We start from the raw sequence: 18,881 nt of genomic DNA, 5'->3' as shown, positions 1-18,881 counted from the left end.
TTTATTGGTTAAGCGAATTTACATCTTTTGATTTTAGTATTTCTTTGATTTTTACATCTACGATTAGCCTAAACCAAAAGCCTTGTAAAAAATGAAATAAGATGCCTGTGGAGCCATCTAATATGCCCAATTTAAAAAATATTCTATAGCCAAAATATAAAAATGGCCTTAATCCTAAAGGCAGTTTCCACCAAAGTTTTTTTAAATAAGCATTGCGTTCATCAGGGTTGCCAAAAAAATCTGCTCGATTACTTTGACTTCTCAAGTTATTCATACGTTCAACCTCTTCTTCTGCAATTAAATCGCTGTATCGATTATGCTTATTGATCCAGAAACTAATCTGATTTTCCTTAAGATTTTCCTCGATGAGATGGCCATTATCCCAAATCATGGTCTCACCATTAACAATAAAGCGATGATCCATATTTTCATTTAAATCAGAATAGCCAATGCCGTTCCGAAACATTTTAAGCAAATATTTAGGGTAAAAACCACCATATTTAATCCAACTACCTTTAAAGTAATTTTTGCGATTAAAATAAATACCATTGATGCCAGTATAATTTGAATCCTTAAACTTTTCTAGATGAGTAAATAGGCTAGGTGTTACAATTTGATCAGCATCTAGTCCGATAATCCAAGGAGTAGTAACATCGAAATTTTGGAGTGCAAAATCCCACTGTTTGGGGTGGTTCTCAAATGGGTTGATTTTTATTTCCGCTCCAAAATCTTGAGCGATTTGCAAAGTAGCATCTGTACTACCAGAATCTAGTATATAGATTGGTGCATTCAAATCCTTAATCGAATTTAACAATCGAGGCAAATGAACCTCTTCATTATAGGTAAGAATGATAAAGCTGAAATCTATCATCACTTTCTTTTCATACCAAGCACGAAACTTGTCATCCTGAGCTTGTCGAAGGATCTCATCATATCTTCGCCTTTATTACCATTGATTTCCATACATAAGGTACTCTGCCACATCCAACAAAGTCGGTTACTGTAAAACCTTGCTCTGTTAATAAATTGCTTAGTGTTCTTCTCGACCATAATTTAATGTGGCCGCCATCCCATAATGGATTAGCATGTGAATCCCATTTCCCGGCTAAAGCTAAAATTAGATTTTTAATATAGCCATGGTAAGGAGTACTTAAGATTAATTCACCACCGCCATTTTTAAGCAAAATCTTTTTGCAAAAGGCAATAAATTTTCTTGGATCGTATAAATGTTCAATTACTTCTGTAGATATGATCGTGTCAAAATTCAAATTACTCAAACTTTCAGGCAAATCATCTGTAGACAAATCTTGCAAAGCAAATCGATCTGCTAAGCTTTTTTTTGCAATTGCAATTCCTTTTTCAGAAGCATCTGTACCATAGGCATTAAATCCTTTTTGAACCAACAGATTAACTAAAGCACCATTACCACAACCTAAATCTAATATAGTCTGATTTTGTTTGTCTAAGAGCTTAACTATAGGATCAACAATATATTGATGAGCATGTGTAGGTAAAGCATTGTGATAACCGTAATCTTTATAATCTGCCATTTGCAATATTTGAATAAAGCGTGATGTATTTTTGAGCTAATGTTTTGTCGTTGAAATCCTTGGCAACAAACGATGGTGCCAATTTCCTGATTTTATTTCGCTTATCAACATCAAGATAAGCAATTTTTAAGTTTTTGGCGATGTCATTCACATTTAGTGGAGTAACCCAACCTAAATCATTTTCCATCACATAGGTAGATAAGCCAACTTGATCTGACAATAGAACAGGAGTGCCAACGCTTAAACTCTCTACCACAACATTTGCAAAATTCTCATTGTAAGAACACAATACCATCATATCGTTTTGCTGAAGCGTTGCAAACTTATCCACATTTTTAACCTGTCCGAGCCAAGTAATTTGATCATTGATTTTTAAATCTATGGCTTTGGCTTTCAAGCTATTTACATAATTCTCATCTCCAGAACCAGCTATACTTAAACTAAAGTCAAATTCTAGTATCGCTAAAGCATCAAACAGAATATCTAAACCTTTTTTTTCTTCAATGCGTGAAAGAAAGATGAGTTTAAATGGTTTTTTCCTATCATTTACTTCTTGGAAAATACCAATGCCTTGCGCATCAGTATTTAATTTTGCAGCTTCACTTATCTCTACTAAATTAGAGATTATACTAATACTTTTTGGTTGGATGATATTTAAGATATCTTGTTTTTCCTGTTCGCTAGTAGCGTGTATATGACAATAACTAAGTAAATTCTTGCCAATTATTAAATGTATTAATTTTTTAGCAAATGAATTTCTATTACTTTGGGTATAACTAGTTAACATTCCCCGTGGAGATAACAACACTGGAATTCGGTACCACTTGGCTATAAAGCAGCTTAATACAGAAACCAAATTCCACCAAGCATGGATATGAATAATTAATTCGTTTTTTCTTGTTCGTTCCTTGTTTGTCTTTAATCCCGCATTGTGATACTGAGCTTGTCGAAGCACGTTCTTCAACTCACTCAACAAATCTGGTGAAAAATGGCTATGGTCTTTCGTTAGTCTTTTAAAATAAGTAACATTAACTCCATCTACAATAGCGCGTTGGTTAGTTTCAACTTGAAGTTCATCTTTGCCATTAGCTGTGGTTGTAAAAACCTCAATGTCTAATTTTTCTTCTCCACTTCCCAATTCAATACTTTCCCAACTCTCCGACTTTCCAACTTTCCAACTCTCTAGGCACTCACACAATTTAGCAACAGACATAGTGGGTCCACCATAAATGTATGCAGGCTTGTATGCAGCGGTGATATGAACGATTTTCAATTTATTGATCGACAAAACTAAACTCTAAGCTCCAAACCTCTAGTCAAACCAACCACACTCTCCAATTTAACAACACCATCCACACTTAAGCCTCCAAACCCTCTTTCCCAGTTTCTTCGTAAACCTGCAATTCTATCAAGGTATTTGAACGTTTTAAAATCCAGTAAATGGCATACATAGATATATAACCATAAAAGATGTTATTGAGCAAAAATTCAAAATTATTACCTCTCCATAATTGTTGAAAAATGGCATTAAACATCACAATACAACCCAATTCATATCCACCAAACCATTCTTCAGCTTTATTACACATCCACTGGGTAATCCAACCGTATAAAAACATGGAGACTAAAACTCCAATAAAGCCAGCACTAACATAACCATCAACAACAGGTCTGGTCTTTGCAGAAACTGTTGAAGCTTGGTTAGCAACGCCAGCTTCGTAAACTCGCTCCATAGAAACCTTTTCAGTGATAAATTTATTTGGCCATATTGCTCTTGGTATAATTGCCAAAATTGAGTTCTCAAGAATTTCTAATCCATAATAAGGATGTTCCTCTGGAATATGTTTTGCAAATTGGGTAAACATGGATATTTCACTGATTCTTAGGGTAAGGAATCCCCAATTGGTTTGATCAATTTCACTTTCATCCTTATTCACCAAAGCTTCTATCGCGACTGCCCTTGCTTCAGATGCAGATTTTTCTCCGCTCCAGGATTGACCTCTAATGATTGTGGCAAAAGTAGGTAATACGTAAATCAAAATATAAATGGTAGGTATTGCTACAGTTAAAATCAAGCGTTTATAATAGGGATACAATAAAAAACTGATGATGATTACATTGATAATGATACTTTCTTTATAACCGGTGAGCGTTGATGCCAAGAAATTGAATAAAAACAAACCGCCGCCGAAAATAGTATAACCAGTTTTTCTTTGTACAATCCCTCTCACAAATACTAAAGCACTGCAGGTGATGGAGATGTTGATTAAGCCAAAAGAGAACTGAACGATACTTTTAATCTGCGAAGTACCCACACCAACAATATAACAAACTACGCATAACCAAATCAGAAAGAAATCTAAATTTACATTCAGTTTATGTTTAATTAGCGGGAATTGTTTGATTTGTACAATCATGCCAGTTACCAATGCGGCATGAGCCAATACAGCCATTCTTTGGCATTTGGCAATAAGATAAGTCTGCTCATTTTCTACAAATGGAATAACTGAGGTCTTGTTAAAATATTCATAACCCATATGATCCAAGAAATAGAAGATAGAAGTACAGCACATAAATCCCGCAAAAATTAGCTGTACCAAAACAATCGGTCGCATTACCATTTTGCTCAGAGGAATATCATGAGGAACAAATTTAACTCGTGAAAGTAAAGTCCAATAAAAAATAAAAAATGAACCTAGCCAAGCCACAAAATAAGATATGATTGGATCTAATTGGGTCATAATCGAAATCACCCAAGGCAAGTACACTAGTATTAAAACTTTTTGGCGAGAAAAATTAGGGTCTTTATCTGTTAACATAATTCAGAATAGCGGCTACTTGTTGCTCGAAACTCCAGTTTTTTATTATTTTTTTTGATTTTTCACCCATTTTTTTTAGTTCAGCTTTATTAATGCTTAAAGCTAATAATTTCTGCTTTAGATCGGTTAAATTTCCACTTTTAAAAATAGCACCATTGTCCTCAGATACTAAATCACTTGCACATCCAACTTGATCAGAAACTAAAATTGCCTTGCCCGCTGCCATAGCCTCATTAACACCCAATCCCCAGGTCTCACTCACAGAAGGTAAACAAAACAAATCGCAGGCTTGATAAATAACAGGCATTTGTGTCTGATTTTGAAAATCCATAAAATGAATTTTTGTCGTGGTGATTGTACTAGAAGTATCGCTCATTTTTTTAAGTTCCGCTTCCAGATTTCCATTTCCTACGAAAAGCAAATGTGCCCCTGGTATACTCAATTCTTGAAAAGCTCTCAATAACAATGTTGGGTTTTTGACAGCGATTAATTTTCCAGCAAATAAAATGACAACATCAGATGGTCTAATCCCTAATTGATCTTTTAATTGTTGTGCTTCAGTTAATCGATTTTCAGCAAATCTGTTGTTATCTATGGCATGTGGAGCAAATATCAATTGTTCTTCTCTTAGGCCATATTTTTTAAAATAAGACTTATTTTTAGAACCAACATAAAATGATGAATCCACACTTTGATAAACCCATTTTAAGAAAATAGATTTAAGAAAACTTTTTAATCCAGATTTTTCATTAAGTAGGGTAGAGTCTCCTCTAAAATAAACAGGCAATTTCTTACTAAAGTATTTGATGATTTTAAGGTGACTGGAGTATGCCCAACCATAAATTAAAATTGCATCTGGTTGATAGCTTTTAATTCTATTCATAGCATCAGGATTCGCAATGCCGCTAAAATGATGGCTACCCACTTTTTTGGCCGTATTATTCAAAAACTCATAATGATACCCTTCTAACAAAGGAATATCCCAGCTTATTTTTTGATTGAACCCATAATCATATTGATCAATCTTTGCATTACCTAAAGTATAAAAAACCTTTATGTCTATATGCTTTGCTAACAATCTGAAAATAGGAGCATAGTACTGAATAGGATGAGTGCTAATAATTGCTAATTTTTTAGGCATTGGGTAAAGCTAAAATATTACCAGATTTTAAGTTTTTAAAATTTGTAATTAGCTGAGGACCATCTTTGCTTACAAGATACAGTTGATAACCTAAAGAAGAAAGCAAAGTGAAAATGTAATCTTCGGCTCTGCCGGTTTTTTGATGATAAAATTGATCGTATTCGAAAACGATTTTTGGTTGGTTACCTTTGATGCATTTTAATAAGCCATCAATCACAAAGCTTTCAAACCCCTCCACATCAATTTTAATGAAATCAATCTTTTTATCAGCAATCACATCATCACCAATTTTACATTCAATGGGAATATCACCACTCTGATCAAATAGGTGATAAGCTCCAGGATTGGAACTGTTAACATCTGCAGCAATAGTAATAACCTCATTTTTATTACTTAGCGCAATATTTTTTGGATAAATGTTTTGGAATTGATTTAGCTTGATATTAGATATTAATAAATCAAAATTACTCGGCACTGGCTCAAAAGCAGTCACTTTGCCATTCGCTCCGCTTAAATCTGCAAAGTATAAGGTATGAAATCCTATGTTGGCGCCAATATCTAAGATACTGTCACCTTTTCGAATTACTGATTTGAATACTTTTTTAAGTTCAGGTTCATAATCGCCAGTGTAAATTACCTTAGCACCAATCCAGGTAGTTGGCTTGCATTTAATCTTAAAGTTACCATTTAGCGGCTCAACAATTAAATCATCTTTTATCAGTTTCTCATGCGTAAACAGATAATTAAATAATCTATCCTGACCTCTGAATGAAGGTCTTCTTAATAAAAATCTAAAAATGTGGTGGATGATCATTTTATTTCTTGGGCTAAAACCTCGTTAAATAATTCCACTTGTTTTCCGGTCAAATGTTTAGCAGTATATTGCTCAAAAATTTGCCAATTTATACGAGGAACAGATGATGCTTGAATATTTTCTAAGTAATTTTTTAATTTAAAATAACTCTCCATAATTGGTTCTCCAATGTTAATCAAATCTCCGGCTCTGCATTCTTTAATGATATATGAAGCACTGCTTTCTGGATGTAGTATAGCCAATAAAGGTTTCGAACATAATATATATGGATATATCTTAGAGGCTGTATAAGCGGCTTCATTTGATCCAATAATAATAAGGCCATCGGCATTATTTAAATTATTTAAACTTTCATAGAAACCTATCCTATCGGTATATTCAATAACATATTCACCTATACCCATTGCCTCTGCTACTGGTTTAATGGTAGCAACACCTTTGCCGCTTGGGGCATAACTGGTGCCAATAAAATGCATTTTTACAGTGCTAAATAAGGAGTGGTCATATTTTAAGCCATGTTTAAATCCATTAAATAAAGTTTCAATCGCATTATGCATGTCAAATCCACCTCTTCCAACATAAACTAAATTAAGTTGACCCTTTTTATTTTCAAAAGTTGTTTTAAATAGATGTGTATTTTGTTGAGTTATTTTTAGATCTAGATCAAAAGCACCAAAAGTAATTGTAGCAGATGGCCGTTGCTTTAGAGCGGGATACCTTTGATGTAAATTCTCAATATAACTATTTGATACACTAATTAAGCCTGCCACATCTTTCATGGCAATGGGTTCTAAATATTTATGTAGCCGGTAAGAAAACCAATACTTTTTAGGGCGTTCATTTTTTGGTTTGTTTTTATAAAAATCGCTATGCCATGGATCTTGCATATCAATCACATAAGGTATTCCGAATTTCTTTTTCCAATAACTGCCCAAAATGCAAACTGGAAACTCAGTAGTAGAAAAATAAATGAGATCAAACTTTTTTTCCTCTAACAATTGGTTTCCTTTTCTTTTTAAGAACAAGAGCGACCTTAGTGCTAAACTACCCAAACCCAATTTGCTAGTCCATTTTTTTGAAAGCGCTTTAGTGTAATGTACACTAATTCCAGAAGGAATTGATTTTAGTAACAAGTCATCTTTTACTACATCGTCATAACCTGCACATACGCTGATGACTTCTACCTCCCAGCCAAAATCTGCAAAATAGGGTAAGCTCATTCTAATTCTTTGCATGTCTGCAGTATTGGAAGGAGCAAAATGAGGAGAAATGATGAGTAGACGTTTCAATTAAGACTGACTAAGGGTTTTAGATACAACTTTTAAGAATTTTTCTTTTTCGAATTCCCAATTTAATTTTTCTTTTGCGTACAAAGAAGACTGAGCTTGATGTAGAGTTAACAGTTTTTTGTGTTCAATGTAGTTTTTTAAAATTGAAGCTAGGCTATCTGAATTATTCTTTTCATAAGTAGTTCCCATATTGGGATATGCCTCCATGAACTGTTTTTGAGCAGTTGTATTAGATGCAATAATAGCCAAACCAGCTTGCGCATAGGTGAAAATTTTATTACTCAGAGCGACGTCATTATTGATAGAAAATCCAGGTTCAGTAGCTAAACCTATATCAAATTTGCTTGCAAATTTGGTTAGTTCTGTAGATTCAATAGGTGTATGAAATATAATTTTAGGAGAATGAATAAAATTGAGATTTTGTATGATATGCTCTAATTCCGTTTTAACTTGTAGACTTAAAAACCCAAGTATATGAAATTCAACTTTTTTATTTTCTATTATTTTTAAGGCACCTAAAACATCTTGCAAACCTCTAGATAATCCAACGTTTTGTGAGAACCAGAATAACTTCAATGATTCTTCATCATTCTTCGTAATTAATTCTCTTTCGTTTTTCGGAAAAACATTTAATAACGTGTTGAATTTTAGAGATGGAAAAAATACTTCATATTTTTTTGCAATCTCCGGGCTGCTTGCCGTTAAATAATCAACTAAAGGAAAATATTTTTCCTCAAGGTATTTTTTTAAGCGAACATCGTCGTTAAAATCATCATCGCTCATTTCATAACGATGTAAATCTTCCGCATCAAAACCACATTTAGCATTGTTGTATTTTGCAGCTAAAACTGCGGCAGGTAATGCTGCTAAATTATGGGCAATATAAAGATCTCCAGGTGTATTCTTTGCTTTTTTAGTTAACTGAAAAGTACACCGACCTATAGCCAATTCGGCTAAATTACCACTAAAACCAAATAATTTAGCTAGTTTTCGAGCAATTTTTAAAGTAATACGTGTTCGCCAATAGACTGCTTTTTCTTTTAAAGGATCGCCGCCAATTCTTATTGCTTTCCACTTTTTTTGAGGGAGTAATTTTTCATCTAAATTCGTTGCCCAAGTATTCCAATATTGATAAATAACACAAACGTTATATCCCGCTTGAACTAATGCATCTGACTCTTTTACCAGCCGTGGGTTTAAAGAGGGTTGGCCGGATGTGATAAGAATAACAGTTTTAGACACTTAAGTTGTGTTGTAAATTAATTTTTATTAATCCGTGCTTCATATAGTTTTAGATATTCAGAAACAATGCTATCACTACTAAATCTACGCATAGCTGTTTTCCAAACAGTTTCTCTGTTAATAGCATCTAATTTGCAAATCGCAAGAACCATTTCATCAGTTGTATTACAAACAAAGCCCGTAAGATTATCCTTCACCACTTCTGGAACAGATCCTCGAGAAAATCCTATTACTGGTGTACCGCATGCCATAGCTTCTGCCATTACAATACCAAAAGGCTCATTCCATTGAACAGGCATTAAAAATGCTAATGCATTACCTAATAAAGTGTTTTTTTCTATATCATCCACTGGACCGATATATTCAATTTCTCCTGAAAGAAAAGGTTTAACTTTTTCATTAAAATACTCTTCTCCATCTGGTGGAATATTACCAGCAATAATTAATTTTTTATTTGTTTTTTTAGCGATTTCAATTGCAATATGTGTTCCTTTTATAAATTCTATTCTACCTAAAAAAACTAAGGGGGCATCTTCCTTAACATCAAATTTTGGATCATAAGTATGTACAGGAAAACCATTATAAACGGTTTCAGCAACTGCGAAAGGTTTAATTTTATTAGAGATGTAATCGCTACATCCTGTAAAACTTAACGTCTGTTTTTTGCTTAACAACACCGCTTTTTTAATTTGCGATAAAGTTGGTTCCCGCTGATAGGACATTATCTTAGGTATACTTGAACTTAAAAATGGTAAAAGATTTATCAACCGACCAAAACTATGAATAATATCTGGTTTGTAACTCTTTAACTTATTTATGGTTAGTATATTATGGATTGTTGACAGCCTTGTGTTTTGATTTTTATATTTGATTAAAGGGACATCTACCTTAGAATCCGCATGGGCAATTAAAATTACTTGATGCCCTCTTTCTTTAAGCCCAACAATTAAAAAATGAATAATACGCTCAATTCCACCATAATTTATAGGAGGTATTGGAATAAATGGATCTGCAATTATTGCTATTTTCATCTATTTTAAATTTTAAATTAATTTAGCTTTTATACAATTCCATATAGCAATCTGCCATGATCTTTGAAGTATACTGTTTTTCAAATTCTCTGCGGCAATTATCACGATTAATTTGAGGTATCAGTTTTACTTTTTCAATAAGATCTTGCTGTGTTTCACCGATAAAACCATTAACATTCTCTTTAATAAAATGAGGAGCAAAATAGCGATTATAACTTATAACAGGGCATCCACAAGCATTAGCTTCTAACATTGTTAAATTAAATGCTTCTGTCTCAATCGTTAACATTAGGAGGCAACAAGCGTTTTCCAACAATTCCTGTTTTTGGACATCATTTGCTGGTCCAAAATATTTTATCTGTTTCCCATCACATAATTTCAAAAAAACGTTATTAAACCATTCAACCTCGTGAGGGTAATCTCCTCCAATACCAGCTATTACCAAATTCTTTTTTGATTTTTTAGCTATTTCAATGGCATCTAATACTCCTTTGGGTTCTGCGATCCTACAAATTATTACCATAGGTGAGGATTCATTGATTTGGCTGTGTTTGAACTGGTATTTTGATAATGGAATGCCATTATTAACATATTTCCAATTGCCTGGTAGGTTAACATATTTTTCCTGTATCCATTTTGCACATGGGCTCAAAATTAGGTTTCTAGGTTTTAGCTGTAAAAATCTGAAAAAAGATTTTGTCGCTAAATTAACCATATGGAAAGTATGAATTTTTTTTGTACTACCCCAAATATTGGGCAAGAAATAAATCAGACGACCATGATTATGGATGACATCATAAGTATTAAATATCAGATGTTTCCAAATTATTTTTGTAGTGTTTTTTTGATCTAAGTATTCACCTATTGGAATGAATTTAACATTCTCTGGAACTTTGCTGTCTTTATGACCCATAACTGTAATTTGGTGTCCATCCTTTAGAAGCTCTTCAATTAAAGATTCTACAACTCGTTCAGTCCCTCCTATAGTTTTTACGGGTAACGGTATTACGGGGTTAAGTATTTGAAGTATTTTCATTTAATAAGTGAATGATATGTTTCAACATATTTTCGTGCACAAATTTCAAGTGTTAAATTTTCTAAAATGTACTGCCGCGGAAAGAACTGATTTGTGTTTTGAGCATTTATAAAATTTAACAGTTTAACCTTGAAATCTGCTTGATGTTCAAATTTCAATCCACACCTATTGTCCCAATATGGAACAGCACTTACTGGTTCAAACTTTATTGCGGGATAAAATGATGGATCTTGCCAAAAGCCTCCTCTTTCCCAAGCAAATATTGGCGTGTTTGTTGATAATATTTGTTGATAGGCTTGTCCTTGTGTCTCATGTTCACATAAGAAAATAACTGCCTTACAACGAGCTAATCCTTGTTTTAATTCTTCATGGTTATAATGGCCATATTTTATAGTCTCATAAGTTAAATTTTGACTTTCTAAGTAGCAAATGATTGGCAAAATCAACTCCTTCTCATAAAAATCATGTTCCCATCTAATTTTATCATAAATTAGAAAATCGATATTAGGTTGTTCATTTTTTAAATCTTCGTTCCAGATGTTAGTATCAATGCCAACTGCCCAAGTAGTAACACTATCTCCATAATATGGCTTACACATCTTCTCCATCCATTTCCCTGGAACCAACATCTTTTTCACGTTAGGATAAATACTAAATAAATTCGGACATTCTATGGGGTGAGAAAATACCCCTGCTCCAAAAAGAATTGGATTTTTGAATCGCCTATCAAAAATTAAATGAGGCTTACCAATAACACCTATTAATTCATTTGGATTTTTCTTAGCGTAGGCATAATCATTAAATCGATATGCTATACCTAGATTATCTAACCCTTTCATTAATGCCAAGGCAACTAGATGTACTCCACCGATTTTTTCAGGGCCACGGATTATTCGACGAATAATTTTCCTTAAGTAACGATCATACTTAAACCAACGATCTGGATTTGGTTCTTCGTAAAAAAGATTGAGTTTATTCATTAACCTTCTTTGCAATTATACCTATACTCATCCCTCCTGCAAATTTATTTTTTTTTTCCATTTTCCACTTTATCAATCTTTTTAAAATCCTAAAGGGATTATTTAGCAATTTCTTATCAAAAATAATAGTCTTGCCATCTAGCGTTAAAATTTCTTCTAATACCAAACCATTATCTTCCAAAAGTTGCTTAACAATATGTGGCCATGGCGTAAAAACGTGATGATTTAAAAGTAAATCATTTTCTGAAAAGCAAGGCATCCAGCCCTTTGCGAAAAGTGTAAACCTTGCTTCACTATGAAAAGGGTTTGGCGTAGTTAAAATTAACTTTCCACCAACTTCTAAAGTGCTTACAAGGTTTTTAATGCAAATCCATGGATTATTTAGATGTTCAAGTACATCTAAAAAAAGAATCACGTTGCATTTACGTATTCCTTCAGGAGGCTTTGAATTTAGATCCCAAGGAATTATATATTTATCTTTAGGATCTAAATCAAAAGCGGTATACTCTATCTTTTTTTGAATCAGATTAAAAATTATACCGTCTCTTGCACCAATGTCAAATACTTTAATAGAATCTTCATTCATGCTGTTAATTAAGCTTGAAGCCCATTGATAGCGATTTGAAGATAAGTTTTTTGAGATGTTCATTTATATTTTATAAAACGTAGCATATTTAATATTTGTGAAGTTTTCTTAAAACCAATTGTCCGATATAAAATTCCTTTGAACCCGTTTTTAGGTATAGTGAATTCAGGATCTAAATAAAAAATATAATTAATAATACCTATCGCCTGTTTAATACTATCTATTGACATCCACTGTGCTAATTCCCATAATATACTTATACTTGCCTTTTTCCTTCTTTCAGTTAGCTCTCCCTGATCATTCAACTTACTTAATATCTTTTTATAGATATTAAAATGCTGAATGTTTTGAAGAATTTTATTTGAAGAGAATTGTAATCTTTCATTTTTATGCATTCTATGCAATAGTGCATAATCATAATGAAAACCTACATTTGGTTTTTTTATAACTGCCTCTAGCACAAATAATCTATCATCTCTTAGTGAATAGTCTGGTCGATGAGGTATGTCTTGAATGAACTCCTTTTTAAAAAGATAAGCTGAATAGTGAGATGAGTCGGATTCACCAAGTTGTTGAGCAATAATGTCGTCAGAATTGATCCATAATTGTTCTTTTAGTACTTTTCCGTTATCACTTACAAGCTTATAACCACTAACAACCATATCAAAATTACCTTTTTCTGCTAATTCAAATTGTTCATCAATAGAACCTTTGCCTAACATATCATCTGAGTCTAAAAACTTGATGTATTTTCCCCTTGCTATTTCAAATCCTTTATTAACAGCCCAGCATTTGCCCCAATTTTCTTGACTTAAGGATACTATTTCTTTTTGGCTTCGTAACCATTCCCACGTTCCATCAGTGCTGCCATCATCAATAACAATAATTTCAGCTTTGCACTGTGTTGTTCTACAACTCAAAATGGCTTCAGGTAAGCACCATAGTCTATTATAAGTTGGGATTATTATACTTACGTCAAGCATTTTGTAGTGTTAACTTTTTAGACTTATTATAATTGAAACGACTTTTTAATTTTATAAAAGCAGCCTCAAAATAATGAAAAGATAAATAGGAGAGTATTAATAAGAATAATAATGATATGACATAGCGTAATGGAGGATATTTAAGTAAATCAACAGTCGCATTATCAAATTCTAAAAGTAAACTAACTTTGTTTAAAATTTTCATATAATAAGATGGAATGTAATAATGATATAAATAAATACCATAACTAATTTTTCCAATATGCATAAAGAATTGATTTTTAAGAATAAAGCCTGTGATTAGATTATACTTTTTGTTGACAACATAAACAATTAGGCTCAAAGCAATGACTGAATTAACAAGTCTAATTAGTATGTTTTGTGGATTTAGTTGATTTATTAAGAAAATCGGGACACATATTAATAAAGCTATTTTTAAAATTTTGGCAAATTTTTTATAGTTATCTTTTTCAATTTGAATGAATGCAAATAATGAACCTAACGAAAATGCAATGAAGCAGGTTATAGTAATAGTATAGAAAACAATGCCAAATAGTGCATGAAATATAAAACTGCTTAAAACACCTATAATAAAAAATATAGCGATTATCTTGAAAACATTTTTTTTCGGAGAATATAAAATCACCCAGGGCCAAATTAAATAAAATTGTTCTTCTACGGCTAAAGACCATGTGTGATCTGTGTTATCCATTCCGCCTTTCTTTAAAGCTAAAAAATTTGAAGTGTATGTGATATAGTATGATAAATTCTCTCTAACATATGCTACATTCAAAATTATGAATATGATTATTAAAATGTAATAACCTGGGAATATTCTTAATAATCTCCTAACATAAAAAGCCTTTATTATATGTGTGTTTGAAGTTAAACCATTTTCAATTTTTGCATTCAACAAAATCCTTGTAATCAAATATCCGCTGATTACGAAGAATAGATCTACTCCAAAAAGTCCATTAGGTAGAAATATGTGTAGTATACTTGAAAAAAATGGAGAGCTAAAATTCCAAGGTCCCCAATGTTGTATTAGTACTAAAAGCACTGCGAATGCACGCAAAACATCTAATTCTTTAATATATTCCAGCTTTGCCACATTCAATTTATTCTAGGTGAAGATTTAATTTTTCTCGTACCAAAGGTCAAATGATATAAAGGTCTAAATACATTTTTGAAAAAAGTCTTAAATAAATATGGATATTTAATTTTCAGATTACCCCATACAGAATAAAAAAAAATTGATTTGCCTTCTAGGGCTTTTTTTAGCTTATAGGCTTCTAATATGTAGGTCGGGTTTTCTGTATATGAACCTAAAAAATGAATAATACTTGGTCTTACAATATGATGTGGATACCAACTTTGGTGTAATGGGTTAGGGAACGGTGGATTGATCATTTTTGTTTTACCTTTTAAAATGTCCAATTTATGCTTGCCCTGACATGCTTGCGGATCACTCATCATATTACCATCATCATATATTATGGACTGATTGTTTATTGCAATCGCTACTGCCATTAATACTTCATCATTGGGTGTATTTCTTAGCCTTAAAAAACCAATTTCATCATATTTCTTCTCTAAATCTCTCGCGGTTTGATAGATTATACTGCTGTTCCTCCCGCTTTCCAAGTAGTATATCCCACCATTAAACTTTGGCAGTCTTTCAATATTAAATTGTTTGCAGATTTGCTTTATATTGCCAAACCATTCTCCATCTGAAATATAACTTCCTACTACCGAAACAGAATGTCCATTAAATTTATCAAAAATCCATTGAATATTACCATATATCAAGCAGTCACTATCAATAAATAAAGTTTTTCCTTCTGGAGCGATATAGTCTAAGTGTAATTTAGTAGAGAACCCATAACCAAATTCACCACTCTTTATGCGGATAATGTTTATGTAATTTTTTACATCTTCACAAAGAAGATCTGGCTGATCGGTCGCTAAATAAAATTTTATGTTGGTGTTTTTATTCCAATAATAAAATGACCTTGCCATATTCTCTGCAAGTCTTAGATATACAGGCTTGCCTGTGGCAATTGTCAATACATTTTGTTGCAAAATAAAAAAGATATCTGAAGTTTAACAATCACCCTTATCGTGCAAATAATCTGAATGTTTTTAAAAGGATATGATATAAGATTGGTGAGATCTTATAAAAAAATCTCCTGCGATAGGGTAAGGATTTTAATTTTAATTGACTGTTCCACGCAAGAATGAAATATAGTTCTGTATTTTTCACATAAGTTGCTCCTAGCTTTTCTAAACCCGCTCTTTCGAGCTTAGTTAACAACATTACTTGAAGGTATGACTCAGCTCTAAAATTATAAATCATAAAGCCACGTTTTGCATATCTGATAACATTATCTAAATATTGGTCTTATACTTGAGGTACACATTCAGTGAAAGCACAGTTACTGATTAAGATGTCATATTTAACTTGTGAAGTACAGTCTGTGTCACCAAATTTAATTTTACTTAAATACTTGTCACCAAATTTACCTAAATACTTTTTTGTTAGTTTATTTACTTCAGGCAGGTCGTAAATAGCATAATTTTCAATATTAAATCTATCCATGATTACTTTGGCAAGACCTCCACAACCCCCACCAATTTCAACTAAATCTTTGCTGCTTAAATCGCCAAAATATGTTTCAAGATAGCTTAATTGCCTAATATAATGTAATGTTGAAGAACTAATTTTCCCATATATACCATAATCAAAAAGTTCTGGACCTCCGAAATTGCCACTTGTTTTAAAGTCTTTTATTTGATTTAACAAATGGGGATTTTCAGATTTGATTACAGAAATATTATGCAGCCCGTTTTCAAAACTAAAATGCTCTAAAATTTCTTGATAATGTTCGTTTTTTCTAAAATTAGTAAATACTTCTTCTTGATCGGAGGCCAACTCACAAAATATAGGATACTTATAATTATCTGAAGCTGATTTCATTTGAATTATTTAAGTGTTTGATATCCGGTAACCACTCTGAAACAATATTCATATACTTTATTACTAGTAAATTGCTTAAAAGCCAAAGTTATTAACGTAGTAAATAGTTTGATAATCATTAATAAGCGTCTAGAAAAAGAAGGAACAGGGAAAATAAATAGATGCTCTTTTGTGATATTTTCAATAGAGTTGGTCATGTGAAAGTTTCGAGGCGTACTTTCCAAATAACCTTCATGAGAAATTTGTAAATGGTCAACAGGATCCAAAATAATACATTTAATATTATCCTGGTGAAATTTTTTTGTTAGAAAATTTTCAAAACCATCTTCACCTAATTTACTGCCTTTTGGTGCTTTTTCTAGTGCATCAAAAGCAGATTGTATTAGACCTGTATTACATAAACTAGGATTAGCTGAAAAACCAAAAGTTGTTTGGTATAAGTTTTGCGAAATTTTTTTGATTTTTTGGTCCGTATTTAATGGCCCAGTTTTGCTAAGTACAATTTCACTCCAGCTAGGGTTAGATTGCAATGCAAATATGAGCGGACTTAAATCAAGTTCTGTATGAAATTTCCAGTCGTCTTCTAACCAAAAGAAGTAAGGGGTATTGATTACTTTTAAAGTGTTTATTATGTTATTTACATAACCACCTCTGTTTATATTCTGTACAATAATATGTGGGGAAATTTGATTTAAAATTTCGTAATTAAATTTTCCATCTACCCCTATGATTATTTTATCAAAGGTATAATTGCAATTCTCTAGAAAAGAGTTAAATGTTTTAAGTAAAAGATGTTCTCTATTTTCACAAGTAAAAATAACTAAAGTTATACTCCTATTTTCCATTATAATATGTAAATAAAATCCTCATTTTAGATCTTAAAACACGATAGCAATAAAGAGCATAATTTTTGTGCTCCCATTTGTATTGAAACAGCCAAATTTGTTCAACCGTCATCGCTTTCCTCTTTTTATCACTTAACTCTTTTGTTGTTAAGCTATCTAAATGCTTAACTATAGAGTCTGTTACTAGCACATGTTTTAAATTATATTTTTGAAGCGTTCTAGAATAATCCGCATCTGCATACCAAAAATTAAATCGCTCGTCGAAATTACCTATTAGCGCTAATATATCTCTCTTAATTAAAAAGCACCAACCTGCTATTGCTTTTCTTATTTCTTTACCCTCATAAATCCCTGTGTTAGGGTTTATGTTTAATGTAGGATGAAATAAAGGGCAAATAGGAGAAGCGCTAACAATCTGGTCATCGCTCATCAATGCTTGCATTATTTTCGATGCCCAATTCTTTTCAAAATATAAATCATTATTACAAAAACAGATGTATTTACTTGAGGTTTTCTCAATCCCGATGTTTAAAAATTTATTATAATTAAATGCCGAGTTAGGATAAATTGTATTTACGAAAGGGAATTCATACTTGGGGGTTTTCCTTTCACTTTCTATAATTAAGATGTTAAAGGTTATAGTGTTGCTATCTTCTGAATTTAATAAGCTTTGTATTGCAGTTTCAGTAACTTTTCTTAAAGTTTCATTTTTAGCATAGCTCAGAATAATTATATCTATGCTGATCATTTTTTATTAAGAAAAAACCTTAAAGGACGAAGAATGAGATTACCCAATCTATATGGTGTAAAACTCATTACTAATTTAAAATACATTTTTCTCACAATATCTCCACCTTCAAAATAACTTGCTTCAGGTTCTACAAAATCATCATTACAGGCAACCGCTATATTAAATAATGGAAATTGAATATTAGTGTTCGAATCAATTTTAGTATAGTCGCCACTGTATTCACAAATACTATTTGCTGAAAAATTCTCTTTCACAATAAAAGATCCTGTTAAAAATGCTTGATAATAAAAGTAACTTTTTTTAAAGTGTTTATTAATTAGCATCTTAAATTCGTACATATATAATTCTTTAATATGAAACTCATTAATTCGGTTAAAACGATCTGAATAATTAGCTTTGTCTGGCGAAGAAATGATAAGGATTCCATTAGGTTTTAAAATCCTCTTTATTTCAATTAACATTTCTTCATGTTTGTCTGTGTGTTCTAAAGTTTCAAAACTTACCACAACGTCAGCAAAAGAATTTTCTAAAGGAATTTTATCTACAGATCCTTCTAAAAATTTTAAATTTTTTGTTTTTATATATTTTGAACTGGCAAACGCTATAGCATCACTTGAAATATCAACACCATATACTTTTTGGGCGGTTTTAGCCATTAAATTGCATCCATACCCCTCTCCTGAAGCAATATCTACCACAATTTTATCAGCTATATAATTTAAAGGAATTGCATAACGATGTAGGTGATAGATAGTATCAACATCCTCAACTTCTGTTACTAATCTTTCGCCAGTCCAATCTAAATTCAGTTTTTTCATTATAAATTATAGTAGAATA

At 32.0% G+C, this 18,881-nt stretch carries 19 protein-coding genes; all 19 read right to left on the bottom strand.

Annotation, left to right across the window (positions count from 1 at the left end):
• Window position 1 precedes the first annotated feature (1 nt).
• The 19 genes from AC07XU_RS14995 to AC07XU_RS14905 all read right to left on the bottom strand — a co-directional run bounded on the left by AC07XU_RS14995 (window position 2) and on the right by AC07XU_RS14905 (window position 18,862).
• Window positions 2-871 carry a glycosyltransferase family 2 protein gene (locus AC07XU_RS14995; protein WP_494944453.1) on the bottom strand — a complete coding sequence of 290 codons (870 nt, stop codon included), beginning with the start codon at window positions 869-871 and terminating at the stop codon, window positions 2-4.
• Between the two features lie 58 nt (window positions 872-929).
• On the bottom strand, window positions 930-1,550 hold the full coding sequence (locus tag AC07XU_RS14990) for a class I SAM-dependent methyltransferase (protein WP_494944452.1): 621 nt from the start codon (window positions 1,548-1,550) through the stop codon (window positions 930-932).
• Window positions 1,537-2,823: an XrtY-associated glycosyltransferase XYAG1 gene (locus AC07XU_RS14985; protein ID WP_494944451.1), complete on the bottom strand. Its 1,287-nt coding sequence runs from the start codon at window positions 2,821-2,823 to the stop codon at window positions 1,537-1,539. The genes AC07XU_RS14990 and AC07XU_RS14985 overlap by 14 nt, the downstream gene beginning before the upstream one ends.
• Before the next feature lie 85 nt (window positions 2,824-2,908).
• Window positions 2,909-4,369 (bottom strand): exosortase Y-associated Wzy-like protein, encoded by a 1,461-nt coding sequence (locus AC07XU_RS14980; RefSeq protein ID WP_494944450.1) that lies wholly within the window; start codon window positions 4,367-4,369, stop codon window positions 2,909-2,911.
• Entirely contained in the window at window positions 4,356-5,510 is a 1,155-nt protein-coding gene (locus tag AC07XU_RS14975) for a glycosyltransferase family 4 protein (RefSeq protein ID WP_494944449.1), read from the bottom strand. Before AC07XU_RS14975 ends, AC07XU_RS14980 begins: the two co-directional genes overlap by 14 nt.
• Window positions 5,503-6,324: an FkbM family methyltransferase gene (locus AC07XU_RS14970; protein ID WP_494944448.1), complete on the bottom strand. Its 822-nt coding sequence runs from the start codon at window positions 6,322-6,324 to the stop codon at window positions 5,503-5,505. The genes AC07XU_RS14975 and AC07XU_RS14970 overlap by 8 nt, the downstream gene beginning before the upstream one ends.
• The gene (locus AC07XU_RS14965) at window positions 6,321-7,613 is read right to left on the bottom strand and encodes a glycosyltransferase family protein (protein WP_494944447.1); all 1,293 of its coding nucleotides are present in this window, start codon (window positions 7,611-7,613) and stop codon (window positions 6,321-6,323) included. The genes AC07XU_RS14970 and AC07XU_RS14965 overlap by 4 nt, the downstream gene beginning before the upstream one ends.
• Window positions 7,614-8,855 carry a glycosyltransferase family protein gene (locus AC07XU_RS14960; RefSeq protein WP_494944446.1) on the bottom strand — a complete coding sequence of 414 codons (1,242 nt, stop codon included), beginning with the start codon at window positions 8,853-8,855 and terminating at the stop codon, window positions 7,614-7,616. It abuts the gene before it with no gap.
• A 17-nt stretch (window positions 8,856-8,872) separates the two neighbouring features.
• A complete protein-coding gene (locus tag AC07XU_RS14955; protein WP_494944445.1) occupies window positions 8,873-9,886 on the bottom strand; it encodes a glycosyltransferase family 4 protein in 1,014 nt (337 codons plus the stop codon).
• 22 nt (window positions 9,887-9,908) lie between these two features.
• A complete protein-coding gene (locus AC07XU_RS14950) occupies window positions 9,909-10,922 on the bottom strand; it encodes a glycosyltransferase (protein ID WP_494944444.1) in 1,014 nt (337 codons plus the stop codon).
• Window positions 10,919-11,902, bottom strand: a complete 984-nt coding sequence (locus AC07XU_RS14945) for a hypothetical protein (protein WP_494944443.1) — start codon at window positions 11,900-11,902, stop codon at window positions 10,919-10,921. Before AC07XU_RS14945 ends, AC07XU_RS14950 begins: the two co-directional genes overlap by 4 nt.
• Window positions 11,895-12,551: a class I SAM-dependent methyltransferase gene (locus AC07XU_RS14940; RefSeq protein ID WP_494944442.1), complete on the bottom strand. Its 657-nt coding sequence runs from the start codon at window positions 12,549-12,551 to the stop codon at window positions 11,895-11,897. Before AC07XU_RS14940 ends, AC07XU_RS14945 begins: the two co-directional genes overlap by 8 nt.
• Window positions 12,548-13,471, bottom strand: a complete 924-nt coding sequence (locus tag AC07XU_RS14935) for a glycosyltransferase family 2 protein (RefSeq protein WP_494944441.1) — start codon at window positions 13,469-13,471, stop codon at window positions 12,548-12,550. Before AC07XU_RS14935 ends, AC07XU_RS14940 begins: the two co-directional genes overlap by 4 nt.
• A complete protein-coding gene (locus AC07XU_RS14930; protein ID WP_494944440.1) occupies window positions 13,464-14,582 on the bottom strand; it encodes an acyltransferase family protein in 1,119 nt (372 codons plus the stop codon). The genes AC07XU_RS14935 and AC07XU_RS14930 overlap by 8 nt, the downstream gene beginning before the upstream one ends.
• Window positions 14,583-14,584: 2 nt before the next feature.
• Complete coding sequence (locus tag AC07XU_RS14925; RefSeq protein WP_494944439.1) at window positions 14,585-15,538, bottom strand: PIN domain-containing protein; 954 nt, start codon at window positions 15,536-15,538, stop codon at window positions 14,585-14,587.
• 334 nt (window positions 15,539-15,872) lie between these two features.
• Window positions 15,873-16,448 carry a putative sugar O-methyltransferase gene (locus AC07XU_RS14920; RefSeq protein ID WP_494944438.1) on the bottom strand — a complete coding sequence of 192 codons (576 nt, stop codon included), beginning with the start codon at window positions 16,446-16,448 and terminating at the stop codon, window positions 15,873-15,875.
• A 5-nt stretch (window positions 16,449-16,453) separates the two neighbouring features.
• Window positions 16,454-17,293 (bottom strand): glycosyltransferase, encoded by an 840-nt coding sequence (locus AC07XU_RS14915; RefSeq protein ID WP_494944437.1) that lies wholly within the window; start codon window positions 17,291-17,293, stop codon window positions 16,454-16,456.
• Window positions 17,283-18,041, bottom strand: coding sequence for a glycosyltransferase family 2 protein (locus AC07XU_RS14910; protein ID WP_494944436.1), 759 nt, complete (start codon window positions 18,039-18,041; stop codon window positions 17,283-17,285). Before AC07XU_RS14910 ends, AC07XU_RS14915 begins: the two co-directional genes overlap by 11 nt.
• A complete protein-coding gene (locus AC07XU_RS14905) occupies window positions 18,038-18,862 on the bottom strand; it encodes a class I SAM-dependent methyltransferase (protein ID WP_494944435.1) in 825 nt (274 codons plus the stop codon). Before AC07XU_RS14905 ends, AC07XU_RS14910 begins: the two co-directional genes overlap by 4 nt.
• Between the last annotated feature and the right edge of the window lie 19 nt (window positions 18,863-18,881).

The organism is Pedobacter sp. GW456-11-11-14-TSB4 (assembly GCF_059424425.1).
This window is presented reverse-complemented; position numbering and strand designations above follow the sequence as displayed.